This window comes from Carboxylicivirga caseinilyticus, assembly GCF_050589785.1.
Classification (GTDB): Bacteria; Bacteroidota; Bacteroidia; order Bacteroidales; family Marinilabiliaceae; genus Carboxylicivirga; species Carboxylicivirga caseinilyticus.
Genome location: NZ_JBNGOX010000021.1, coordinates 61,318 through 73,391, shown reverse-complemented (window position 1 = coordinate 73,391; position 12,074 = coordinate 61,318). Strand labels below are relative to the sequence as shown.

The following is a 12,074-nucleotide window of genomic DNA, read 5'->3' as shown; positions in this document are numbered from 1 at the left end:
CAATCCTTACGAGGTATTGATTGCGGATGATTAAAGAATTTATTGTTTAAATATCTTACTGAAGCTTATAACCGCAATTATGTCAGATGTTTATATGTTGATGTGAATCTTTTACTTACCGGCAATCACTGTTATAAAGTCCTCTTCTTTTAGATATTTTTGAGCTAAATCCTGTAAGTCTTTCGCTGTGATGTTCATTAAAACTTTAAAAAAGTCGTGGAAATATTCAGTTGAGATGTCCAAATCGATCAGGCCTCTGTAATTATCCGATGTCGCAAAAGGGCCATCGAAATTACGAATCATATCACCGCTTAAAAAATTACGAACCAGGGTTAATTCATCTTCCGAAATAGGCTCTTCTCTCAATCTTTTCAGTTCGTTAAATACTTCTTTAACTGCCAGTTCTCTGTTTTCTGCCTTTACATCAGTGCTTACCAGTATAAAGCCCGTGTGTTTATAAGTCATGATGAAAGAAGAGATACCATAGGTAAGTCCTTTTTCTTCACGAATATTGGTCATTAGGCGCGATCCAAAATAACCTCCCAGTATAGTATTTAAAATCTGCATCCCATGAAAATCGGGGTGAAGTTTGTTGAATAGTGGACGACCAATTTTTAAAGCCGACTGCAGTGTGTCTGTTTTAGGTACAAAAATTTCGCTATTTAGTTCTTTGTTGATTTCAGGCTTCCAGTCGCTCAAAGGAGTATTGGAGTTCCACAACTGCCCGAAATGTTTATTTAATAGATCCTTTATGTTGTTTCCCGGCTGACCAGATATGATAATCTGTGTACCTGCAGGAATGTAGGCTTTTTTATGAAAATCTACAATATCGTTGCGAGTTATCTTTTCAAAGTCACTAAGTTCAACATAGTTACCATAAGGATGTTCTTTGCCATATAAGTTCTGCGTAAATGCTCTTGTGGCAAGTGTTTTAACTTTATCACTCTCTATTAAAAACTTCTGTTTTCGGCGTCCCAGTATGGTGTCGATTTCTTTCTGTTCAAAAGTAGGATGCTTGATTATATCTTCAAGAATTTCCAAAGTTTCAGGTAAAAAATGTCTTAAGCTGACAAGCGTAATTACAGACTGATGAAATACGGTTTGTTGCCCTAAATAAGCCCCGTAGAAATCAATTTTTTCAGCAATCTCAGCAGCGCTGTATTTTTCACTGCCTTCAATCATCGCCTTACTGGTAATGGATGCCAGCAAAGGTTTGGCTGCCTGTATTGATCCTGCCGGAAAAAGAAAATCAATTTTTGCCACTTCCTGTGAACCGGCTTCTAACAGATGTACTTTTATTCCATTATCCAACTCAAATTTCTGAATCGGTAAAAGATTAAAGCTTGATACGGTCTTAAATTCAGGAGCGGTATTTCGATATAATTGGTTTTGCATTATCCTTTTGAGTTATAATACAGGGTGGAACGATTCGTTACCTTAAAGGTTTTTTGGGCTGTTTCAAGCAAGCCATCAGCCGTTACAGAACGATATTTTTCAACTTCGTTATTGATGTTCTCAGCCTTACCTAAAAGTTCAAATTGAGCAAGATTCATAGCCTTATTCAAAAAGTTTATTTCTGAAAATACTAATGTTGATTCAATCTTGTTTTTCACTTTCTGTAGTTCGTAGTCAGAAACTTTCGTAGAACTGATTTTGTTCAGTTCTCTATGAATGGCTGCTTCCGCCTGATCCATTGTGGTTGTAGGAAGTAATCGTCCGGTCACAGTGAATAATCCCGGATGATGATCTCCCGAAATATATGCATTAATATCGCTGAATAATTGCTGATCTTTGATCAGGCTCTGCGTTAAGCGTGAAGATGGTCCGTTAGATAATACATCAGAAAGAAGATCTGTAGTGTAGAAATTCTCATCAGTCCGGCTGCCAATATGAAAAACCATATGAATCAAGCTGGCTGGTACATTCCGCTCTACCTCTACTTTTCGTTCTTCAGTTTGTTCCGGTTCAACAGGAATTATCTTGTGATCAATATTTCTGTTTGGAATATCACCAAACCATTTGTCGGCCAGTTTAAATACATTATCCGGATCAACATTCCCACTTACCACCATTATCGCATTGTTGGGAGCGTAATGGCTAAAGAAAAAGTGTTTTACATCGTCCAGTGTGGCATTTTCGATGTGCGAAATATCTTTTCCGATGGTAGGCCATTGATATGGATGAACTTTATATGCCATAGGGCCAACCAACAATGGAATATCACCATAAGGCTGGTTCAGGTAGCGTTGTTTATATTCTTCGATCACTACTTTCCGCTGAACCTCAAGACTCTTTTCTGAAAAGTCAAGTTCCAGCATTCTGTCTGATTCAAGCCAGAATCCGGTTTCTAAATTCTCTGCCGGAAGAGTGAGGTAGTAATTGGTAACATCGTTGTTAGTCCAGGCATTGTTATCGCCACCTACACGTTGCAAAGGTGCATCGTATGAAGGGATGTTTTTACTGCCACCGAACATAAGATGTTCAAATAGGTGAGCAAAACCTGTTTTGTCGGGATGCTCGTTTTTGGCACCTACGTTATAAAGTATGTTAATGGCAGCCAATGGTGTGCTGCGATCAACATGAACTACTACCCTTAATCCGTTGGACAGTGTTCGTTTTTCAATGTTTATCATTAAAATTCGAATCTGTTATTTTGAGCTGTTTCTTCCCTTACAGCTTTGTATTCGTTTAGTAAGTCGTTGAAGATGTCTGAAACAGGTTTTATTTCATCAATCAATGTTGCTACCTGACCGATTTCCAACTCACCTTCAATCATATCACCCTCAAAAATTCCTTTTTTAGCTCTTCCTTTACCTAAGAGTTTTTGAAGGTCAAGCGTAGACATGCCTTCTTGCTCAGCTTTGAAAACCTGATCGAAAAATGCATTTTTAATCAAACGTACAGGTGCCAGTTTTTTCAGAGACAGCATAGTACCACCTTCTCCGGTTTCAAGAATACATTTTTTAAATTCCTGATGAGCAGATGATTCTTCAGAAGCAGCAAATAAAGAACCAATTTGAACTCCATCGGCTCCCAGAGCCATGGCTGCAAACATACTTTTACCACTGCCAATACCTCCTGCTGCAATTAAGGGCAGATTGGTGACTTTTCTAATATGTGGGATCAGCGTCAAAGTTGTCGTTTCTTCACGTCCGTTATGACCACCGGCTTCAAATCCTTCTGCAACGATGGCATCTACACCTGCTTCTTCGCATTTTTTTGCAAAACGGGCATTGGCAATTACATGAACCACAGTCATTCCGTTTTCTTTCAGCAGGCCTGTCCATTTTGCCGGATTACCTGCTGAGGTAAATACAATCTGAACTTTCTCTTCAATTAAAATCTGAATCAGTTCATCAATGTTAGGATATAATAATGGAACATTTACTCCCCAAGGCTTAGTGGTTGCTTTCTTCATTTTCTGGATGTGTTCACGCAATACTTCGGGATACATCGATCCTGCACCTAATAGACCCAGGCCTCCGTTGTTGCTTACTGCTGATGCCAGTTTCCATCCACTGCACCATACCATTCCACCTTGAATAACGGGATATTTAATTTTAAATAATTCTGTAACTCGGTTCATAAATTAAGACTTACTTCGGTTCAGTTCTGAGCAGTTTTTCTGCTTCGGTTGACTTTTTGTTTAAATTCTTTCATTTCACCTTCAAACATGTCGTATCCAACAAACTTACATTCCAAAGGTCCGTTAAACAGAGTGTGTTTGTGTTGCGGACGTAAACCTACATGTTTCAGAGCTTCGGTATTGGATGTAATCATCCAGGCCTGCCAGTTATGGTAATTCTTTTTCAAGTGACTACCAATTGACTTATAAAAACCGTTCAGATCATCTTTTTTCAAGCGTTCGCCATATGGAGGATTGGTTATCATCATTCCTCGTGGAGCATGAGGCATATGTTCTTTCATATCAGAGCGAACAATACTTATCATGCGGTTCAAACGGAAATCAAGCGATGTCTTCTTAGCGATATCTACTGCCTGAGGATTATTATCTCCACCTACAATCTTAACACGTGGAAAGTGAATCTGGTTCTCGGCTTCGGTATATATTTTATTCCAAAGGATTTTATCAAAATCGGCCCAGTTCATAAAGCCAATTTTCTTTCTTTTGAAAGCCGGTGGCATATTACAGGCCATCATAGCTGCTTCCATCAAAATAGTACCTGTTCCACACATTGGATCGATCAATGGAATTTCTTTATGCCATTTTGCAATTTTTAGCATTCCGGCAGCCAAAACCTCATTTAAAGGTGCTTTATGGTTTGGATCACGATAACCCCTGCGGTGTAATGATTCACCCGAACTGTCAAGAGAAATTGTGAACTGATCTTTTGCAACATGAACGTTGATTTGTAAATCAGGATCTTCAACTTTTACAGAGGGGCGAATTCCTGTCTTGTCTCTAAACTGATCAACAATGGCATCTTTAGTTTTAAGTGCCAAAAACTTGGAGTGTTTAAAGATCTCAGAAAAAGCAACGGCATCAATTGCAAAAGTTGATTTGGTAGACATGTATTCTGACCAATCCAGTTTCTTGATTTCGTTATATAATTCGTCTTCTGATGTAGCAGTGAAGTTCGCAATAGGAACCAATACACGTAGGGCTGTGCGTAAATGCAGATTGGCCTTATACATTAGTTCTTTATCCCCGGTGCACGATACTGCTCGTTTTAATTCTTTCACATCTGATGCACCTAACCCTTTTAGCTCTTCGGCCAATACACCTTCCAATCCGTGGAAGGTTTTAATCAATAATTGCATGCTCTAAAATCAGTAATAATGTAGTAGTGAATTAATTCACCCAGATTGTTTCTCGTTAATTAAACAAGTTGCAAAGTTACTAAACTTAGGACATACGACAAGAGCGGTTTAGTTAATAAGATACAAAAAAATGATTGATTGCAAATTCATTTGAATGCCAGATGGATAGTATGTTACGTGATATTAAAATTTCATATTGAATGGGTAAATCTTAATGGAGGTCATATCGTAATGTAAAATACTAAATGATAATGTTTAGAAAGAACAACAATTATTTTGAGCTGCAGATTTTCTGATGAATTGTATTATTTTTAAATGCTTAATAGGAATGATATATGAAAAAAACAGCCAAACAGTTATCAGGGATTTTATTCGGAATATTAGTTCTCTTATCAGCATGTCAACAAGAAGATAACTCTAAGCTGATTATCCAATGGCAAGAAGAAGTTATTCAAACTGAAGCGGACTTTGCGAAAATGGCTGCAAAAGAAGGAATAGGTAACGCTTTTATTTACTATGCTGCAGATAGTGCTGTTTTAATGCGCTCAAATAAACTTATTAAGGGTAAAGAGGCTATAGCTGCTAAGTATGGAGAGTTCAATTCCGATAAGGTAAAACTTAGCTGGAAACCCGATTTTGTTGAAGTTTCAGCTTCCGGTGATCTGGCCTACACTTATGGTCAGTACATATATTCGGTTATTGATTCCTTGGGTGAAGTGAAATCAGATACCGGTGTTTTTCATACAGTATGGAAACGCCAGATCGATGGAAACTGGAAATTTGTTTGGGATTAGGATCTAATTAAGACAAAACATTAAAGGTAATTTATGCCATACTTTTGCCTTTGTTTTTTATCCTTTTATTCCTCTATCCTCCCACGATAGCTTGAATTCCGAAATCTGAAAATATACGAATGCTACGTTCAATTATTTGTTGGGCGGGTTCTTTCATTCCATCGCCGTTATAACTTGAGCCTAATTTTAAATGCTTGTTTCTGCCAATGTCATGATATGGTAGTAGGTTTACCAACTTTGATTGCCAGTTTAACTTACTCAGGAATTCAGCACTCTTTTTAATGTTTTCTTCATCGGCATTAACACCATCTATCAAGGGTATACGAATCCAGAAATCAGAATTAATATCTGAAAGTAATCGAATGTTTTCGAGGATCAACTGATTTGAAACACCTGTATATTTTTTGTGCTTTTCATCATTCATATGTTTTAGATCAACCAAAAAAAGTTCTGTTTTTTCGGCTACCTGTTTCACAATTTCTGATCGGCTGAAAAGCGATGTGTCAACTACTCTATGAATATGCCTTTTCCCACATTCATCTAAAAGCTGAAGCAGTGTTTTGTAATGCATCAAAGGTTCGCCACCCGAAAAAGTTACTCCACCACCTGACTGATCAAAGAAAAGTGATTCGCTTTCGATGGTTTTGATCAGTTGATCGATATCCATTTGCTGACCACTCATTTCGATGGCTTTTGTTGGGCAAGCCTCGGCACATTTACCACAAACTGTACATAAATTCCAGTCAGTAATAATACTATCGGGTGTAAGGCTTAAAGCATTTTCAGGACAAACATCAATGCAAGCCTGTGCACCAATACATTTTTGTTTGGCATACATTTTTTGCGTTTGTGGTGAAATACTCTCCGGATTATGGCACCATTTACAGTTTAGCGGGCAACCTTTAAAAAAGATGGTCAACCTGATTCCCGGGCCATCATTAATTGCATAACGCTTTATATCGAAAATAAGACTGTTGCTCATTGGTTATTAATGATCAGATATAAGAGTGAAGTCAATGAAAATGGTAGCCAAATCCAAAGATAACTATTGTATCTCTCTGAATTTGGCTGTGTATTTTGTTTTAGAATATCAGATTTTAAAAATGTTTTTTGTGAGTCATGTAAATAACTCTAACAGTCTATTGTCTAATTATCTATAATCTGTTTTAAAATGATTCGTTTTCAGTACGGTCAATAACTTCCTGCTGAAGATCCGCATTCATGTCGTTGAAATAATCGCTGTAACCAGCCATACGAACCAATAAATCCTTATAATCTTCAGGATTTTGCTGTGCTGCATACAATGTAGCTGTGTCAACAATATTAAACTGAACATGATGGCCACCTAAAGCAAAATAGCTTCTGATCAACTGACTCAATTTTGCAATGTCCTGATCTCGTTTCAGCAAACTTGGCAAAAAGCGCAGGTTTAGCAAAGTGCCACCCGACATAGTATGATCGAGTTTGGTAAGCGATTTTACCACCGCTGATGGTCCGTGTGTATCTGCTCCATGTGATGGTGATGTTCCGTCGGAAATTGACTTACCGGCCAGTCTTCCGTTAGGTGTTGCTCCCATTACCTTACCAAAATAAACATGACAAGTGGTTGATAACATATTCAGATAAAACTGCTCTCCTTTAGTGTTTGGTTTTCCATCGATAGCTTTTAGTAGATCTGCGTAAACACCCAAGGCAATATTGTCGGCATATGGATCGTCGTTACCAAAAAATGGCGTATTGTTGATAATGGTCTGGCGAAGAATTTCTTCTCCATTAAAATCTTTTGAAACAGCATCAAGTATCTTTTCCATGCTGAAGGTTTTCTTTTCAAATACATGGTGTTTCAATACAGATAAACTATCGGTTACGGTTCCCAGACCTGTACACTGTATATAATTGGTATTGTATCGAGGTCCGCCATTGTAATAGTCTTTTCCTTTGCTGATACAGTCATCAATCACAACAGATAGGAAAGGAGCAGGGGCATATTTAGCAAACATCTGATCGATGTAGTTACTAACACGTACTTTCTGATCAACCACAAAATTCAATTGCCTCACAAAGGCTTCGTAAAGTTCCTCGTAGGATTTGAAATCGCGTGGGTCGCCTGATGCAATACCAGCTTTTTTGCCGGTAACCGGATCGATACCATTATTTAATGTTACTTCCAGAATCTTTGGAACGTTTAGGTATCCGGTTAAAAGGTATGCTTCTTTACCAAAAGCACCTACTTCAATACAGCCGCTACAACCACCTTCACGCGCATCTTTCAGTGATTTACCCTGACGCAGTAATTCCTGTATATAAATATCGGGATTGAAAACAGAAGGATAACCATGTCCCTGACGAATAACTTTGCAGCCTTCTTTCAGAAAACGATCCGGTGTTTTTGAACTGATATGTATGGAGCTACCGGGTTGTAGAATATGTAAGTCCTCAATTATTTCAAGCATAATATATGAAACTTCATTCACACCATCTAAACCATTAGCTCTTACTCCTCCTATATTGATGTTGGTAAAATCGTTGTAGGTTCCGCTTTCGCGGGCAGTGATTCCCACTTTTGGTGGTGCCGGGTGATTGTTTACTTTAATCCAGAAGCAAGAAAGTAATTCTTTTGCTTCCTCACGACTTAATGTTTCATCAGCCAGTTCTTTTTCGTAAAATGGAGCCAGATGCTGATCGAAGTGACCCGGATTCATTGCATCCCAACCGTTCAGTTCAGTAACTGTTCCCAGATGAACAAACCAATACATTTGGATAGCTTCCCAGAATGTACGGGGAGCATTGGCTGGCACCCAACGGCAAACTTCTGCAATTTTTAAAAGCTCTGCTTTGCGTTTCTCATTACTTTCTTTCTGTGCCAATTTTTCAGCCATTTCGGCATAACGTTGGGCAAATAATATGGTGGCATCACACGAAATATCCATCGCTTTTAATTGCTCCAACTTATCCGTGGCTTCCACATCATTCATAAAATCAAGACGATCAATTTCTTCAGCTATGCGGGCTTTAAAATCATTCAATCCCATTTTATAAATCTTACCATCAAGCGTGGTATGACCTGGTGCACGCTGCTCCATAAATTCGGTGAACAACCCGGCTTCGTAGGCAGCTTTCCATTCTTCGGGTACGTGATTGAAGATTCGCTCGCGTTGAGTGCGTCCTTCCCAGTATGGAATTACCTCTCTTTCGTAAGTGTCAATATCTTCCTGACTAATGGTATATCGTTGCAATTCCCTTGTATTCAATACATGTAAATCCTCAACACTGTGGCAAGTTAACTCAGGAAACGTTGGAACGGCTTTAGGTTTAGGTCCCCGTTCTCCAACAATCAGTTCACCTTCACCGAGATAAATGGTTTTCTTTTTACATATCTCAAGGTAATTTAGAGCTCTTAAAACAGGTATTGAATATTTGCCATAATTCTCTTTGTAAAATTCTGTTTCAATTAAGGCTCGTTCGATTGAAAGCGAAGGTTCAGTTTCGACTGACAATTGACGCAGACGTTGAATCCGGTCATTCATTCCGGGATTAGAACGTTCACTTTTTACGTTGTAATAGTTGCCCTCAGTATTAGCTGCTCTTTGAGGAGCAACAATAGATTGTTTAGTATTCATATTGAAAAATAATCGTGTGAATTGAAATATGATAAAAGAAATTTCGGAAGGTAATTTTATACAAAAGAACTTACCTTCTTCCTCTTGAAGATGTTACCTGAGATAGATTATCAGGCACTCAAATAGTTTTTTGTATGTTTTAATAAACACGATATCAGAATTGATCGTGTAAAAATAAGAAAAAAGGAATTGCTGTTATCGATGAGATTAAGAAAATGTTGCTAATAAGAATAGGTATAAATAGATTAACTTTTTACGGATTATTACTAAAAATATTAAATATCTATTGAATATCAATTAAATGACATTGTTTAATGAGATTATTTTTTTAATTTCATGCAAGATTATTTAATGAATAAAATATCTAACCAATGAATTAACACCCTATACTACCAGATAGTATAACCAACCTATTCCTATTCAACTTCTTAACCAGGCAACGGCCAAACCAAAAGGAATAGGACCCGCTTCAACGAAATGGTGTAATGTTGAGGCGGGTTTTTTGTTTATTACACTAGGTAGATGTTCTTATTTACCAAGTTACCTATTAATAAATATTGCTAGGCTGGAGTTTATAATCAGCTTACTTTGTTCTGAAACCTGGGAGTAGAGGATTTATTAATCAAATTGTTTATTACTTGTGCTTAAAAAGTTTTGTTATCTTTAGACATAATCCTAACAAAATGAAAAAGCTAATCGGTATTTTAATTGTTGTAAACTTAATTTCCTGTAAACAACATTCAGGTGTTTCATATAATCAACCCTTCGACAAAAATGATGGTTTAAAAGTATCAAACCTCTCCGAACATCATTTTAATAAAGATAATTTTGAGAAAATAAGTAATGAGGTTGCAGAAGGCAAGTACGGTAAACTGCAAAGTATATTGCTAATACACAATAATGAGTTAATTATTGAGCAGTATTATAATGGCTGGAATCCTGATGAAGTACATTATATGGCTTCAACCACTAAAAGTATAAGCCCGATTTTAATGGGTATTGCAATTGATCAGGGAAAGATTAAAGATGTGAATCAAAAGATGCTTGATTATTTTCCTCAATATGGTTCACTAAAAGCTGATTCTTTAAAATATCAGATTACCATTCAGGATTTATTAGCCAGTACCTCAGGTTTTGCCTGGGATGAGGTTTCTTTACCTATAACCGATCCTGAAAATATGGGTGTAAAAATGGATAAGATGGATAACTGGTTAGATGCCTCTTTAAATTTACCCATGAAAACCATTCCCGGAACCCAATATGCATATAGTGGTCCTAATAATATTATTATTGGAGAGATAATTAAAGTTGCAACCGGGCAGGATGTTGCAGAATTTGCCAATGATAACTTGTTTAAACCTTTAGGAATTGACAATTATAAATGGTTTGCAAAGAATGGAATCTATGATTTAGGAGGAGGACTGGAATTAAAATCCAGAGATATTGCTAAATATGCTTTACTTCATATAAATAAAGGTATGTGGATGGACAAGCAGATAGTGTCCTCCGATTGGATCAATAAAACATTTACTCCTCACATCGAAATTAAACATCCCCTTTATGGAGGGTATCAGTGGCAAATGGTAAAAACTGAATTTGGTTTTGACTCATGGTTTATCCCGGGCAATGGAGGTCAGATTATTAATATTGTTCCTGATCTTGATCTGGTTATTGTTATCAATGCTGATAATAAACGAATACCGAAAGATGAAAGAACTCCATTGGAATATCTTATTAAAGATCTTACAAAATTACATCCTAAGCTAAATAAATGTGGTGTGTTGTTATATAAATGGAGAGATCAACTGAGTAATTAAAGCTGATTTTAATTAATGAGTAAAACAAAATATCGGATTTTAATAATTCTGTTAGTTATAATACTTCCAATTGCAATTACTGCGAATTATTTTGGTCCCCGATTGATTATTCAAACCAAAGGAGGGGTAATTTCGTTATTGAAATCTTCTAATCAAGTAAGGTTGAATACTCCGGCTGATTTTAACTTGAATTCAGATGATTTAGTGATCAAAACGAATGATGGTTTAGACTTGAAAGGGTATGTTATTTATTCGAATAAGACTATTCAGAAAGGAACTATCATCATGGTTCATGGAATTCGATCCTGTAAAGAATATTTCTTACCAATGGCCAAGGTTTTGGCTGATAGTTGTTATAATGTTGTTTTAATTGATCTTAGAGCTCACGGACAAAGTGAGGGTGAATATTGTACATTCGGTTATCATGAAAAAGAAGACCTCTCTATTGTTGTTGATACCTTATTGAATAATGAGAAACTTACAGATAATATTGGTATTTGGGGGCAATCATTAGGCGCTGCTGTTTCTTTGCAGGCTATGTCAGTTAAACCTGAAATTAAGTTTGGAATTATTGAAAGTACGTTTTCTGATTTTGAAACAATTGTGCATGATTATATACCTAATTTTATTGGATTTGACATACCATTACTAACTGATTATTTTATTTATCGTTCAGGCAGGATTGCTGATTTTTCACCTTCAGATGTTAAACCTTTTGTATCTGCACAAAATGTATATCAACCCATATTAATGGTACATGGAACAAAAGATGATCGAATTAAAATTGATTATGGAAGAAAGAATTTCGAACATCTGGCATCTGATGATAAAGAGTTTTTGGAAATACCTGATGCCAACCATTTAAATGTTTGGAGAGTGGGAGGTGTCCCCTACGTGACAAAGATTTTTGGATTTTTAGATGCAAACAAAAAGGAATAAATAAAGTGCTTTGCAATAAATATTATATCATGGTTGTAAAAATCGGTTTTAATATTTCTTACAGAATTTTTCCGTTAAAAAACAGATAGCTGTTATCTTTGCCGCTTCAAAAAAATAAATTT

The 12,074-nt window shown here is 36.6% G+C and carries 9 protein-coding genes; 3 read left to right on the top strand and 6 right to left on the bottom strand.

Features of this window, described 5'->3' with window-relative positions:
* Positions 1-111 precede the first annotated feature (111 nt).
* Genes ACRD62_RS12155 through ACRD62_RS12140 form a run of 4 tightly spaced genes read right to left on the bottom strand, consistent with a single transcriptional unit; the run spans position 112 to position 4,782 of the window.
* Positions 112-1,395, bottom strand: a complete 1,284-nt coding sequence (locus ACRD62_RS12155) for a M16 family metallopeptidase (protein WP_430820386.1) — start codon at positions 1,393-1,395, stop codon at positions 112-114.
* Positions 1,395-2,633, bottom strand: coding sequence for a M16 family metallopeptidase (locus ACRD62_RS12150; RefSeq protein ID WP_430820385.1), 1,239 nt, complete (start codon positions 2,631-2,633; stop codon positions 1,395-1,397). Before ACRD62_RS12150 ends, ACRD62_RS12155 begins: the two co-directional genes overlap by 1 nt.
* Entirely contained in the window at positions 2,633-3,586 is a 954-nt protein-coding gene (locus ACRD62_RS12145) for an NAD(P)H-dependent flavin oxidoreductase (RefSeq protein WP_430820384.1), read from the bottom strand. The genes ACRD62_RS12150 and ACRD62_RS12145 overlap by 1 nt, the downstream gene beginning before the upstream one ends.
* A gap of 20 nt (positions 3,587-3,606) precedes the next feature.
* The gene (locus ACRD62_RS12140; RefSeq protein ID WP_430820383.1) at positions 3,607-4,782 is read right to left on the bottom strand and encodes a THUMP domain-containing class I SAM-dependent RNA methyltransferase; all 1,176 of its coding nucleotides are present in this window, start codon (positions 4,780-4,782) and stop codon (positions 3,607-3,609) included.
* Positions 4,783-5,117: 335 nt separating this feature from the next.
* Here ACRD62_RS12140 and ACRD62_RS12135 point away from each other — a divergent pair, with 335 nt between their 5' ends.
* Positions 5,118-5,576 carry a YybH family protein gene (locus ACRD62_RS12135; protein ID WP_430820382.1) on the top strand — a complete coding sequence of 153 codons (459 nt, stop codon included), beginning with the start codon at positions 5,118-5,120 and terminating at the stop codon, positions 5,574-5,576.
* A gap of 73 nt (positions 5,577-5,649) precedes the next feature.
* On the opposite strand, the gene ACRD62_RS12130 is transcribed toward ACRD62_RS12135, so the two are convergent.
* Both ACRD62_RS12130 and hypD read right to left on the bottom strand, forming a co-directional pair.
* Positions 5,650-6,558 carry a glycyl-radical enzyme activating protein gene (locus ACRD62_RS12130; protein ID WP_430820381.1) on the bottom strand — a complete coding sequence of 303 codons (909 nt, stop codon included), beginning with the start codon at positions 6,556-6,558 and terminating at the stop codon, positions 5,650-5,652.
* 184 nt (positions 6,559-6,742) lie between these two features.
* Entirely contained in the window at positions 6,743-9,196 is a 2,454-nt protein-coding gene (gene hypD / locus ACRD62_RS12125) for a trans-4-hydroxy-L-proline dehydratase (protein WP_430820380.1), read from the bottom strand.
* A 683-nt stretch (positions 9,197-9,879) separates the two neighbouring features.
* Here hypD and ACRD62_RS12120 point away from each other — a divergent pair.
* Both ACRD62_RS12120 and ACRD62_RS12115 read left to right on the top strand, forming a co-directional pair.
* Complete coding sequence (locus ACRD62_RS12120) at positions 9,880-11,013, top strand: serine hydrolase domain-containing protein (RefSeq protein WP_430820379.1); 1,134 nt, start codon at positions 9,880-9,882, stop codon at positions 11,011-11,013.
* Positions 11,014-11,028: 15 nt separating this feature from the next.
* Complete coding sequence (locus tag ACRD62_RS12115; RefSeq protein ID WP_430820378.1) at positions 11,029-11,952, top strand: alpha/beta hydrolase; 924 nt, start codon at positions 11,029-11,031, stop codon at positions 11,950-11,952.
* Positions 11,953-12,074 lie beyond the last annotated feature (122 nt).

What these genes read in the sequence shown, in the direction of transcription:
- ACRD62_RS12135 (WP_430820382.1), top strand. Translation starts at nt 5,118, where the DNA reads ATGAAAAAAACAGCCAAACAGTTATCAGGGATTTTATTCGGAATATTA.
- ACRD62_RS12150 (WP_430820385.1), bottom strand. Translation starts at nt 2,633, where the DNA reads ATGATAAACATTGAAAAACGAACACTGTCCAACGGATTAAGGGTAGTA.
- hypD (WP_430820380.1), bottom strand. Translation starts at nt 9,196, where the DNA reads ATGAATACTAAACAATCTATTGTTGCTCCTCAAAGAGCAGCTAATACT.
- ACRD62_RS12140 (WP_430820383.1), bottom strand. Translation starts at nt 4,782, where the DNA reads ATGCAATTATTGATTAAAACCTTCCACGGATTGGAAGGTGTATTGGCC.
- ACRD62_RS12115 (WP_430820378.1), top strand. Translation starts at nt 11,029, where the DNA reads ATGAGTAAAACAAAATATCGGATTTTAATAATTCTGTTAGTTATAATA.
- ACRD62_RS12145 (WP_430820384.1), bottom strand. Translation starts at nt 3,586, where the DNA reads ATGAACCGAGTTACAGAATTATTTAAAATTAAATATCCCGTTATTCAA.
- ACRD62_RS12130 (WP_430820381.1), bottom strand. Translation starts at nt 6,558, where the DNA reads ATGAGCAACAGTCTTATTTTCGATATAAAGCGTTATGCAATTAATGAT.
- ACRD62_RS12120 (WP_430820379.1), top strand. Translation starts at nt 9,880, where the DNA reads ATGAAAAAGCTAATCGGTATTTTAATTGTTGTAAACTTAATTTCCTGT.
- ACRD62_RS12155 (WP_430820386.1), bottom strand. Translation starts at nt 1,395, where the DNA reads ATGCAAAACCAATTATATCGAAATACCGCTCCTGAATTTAAGACCGTA.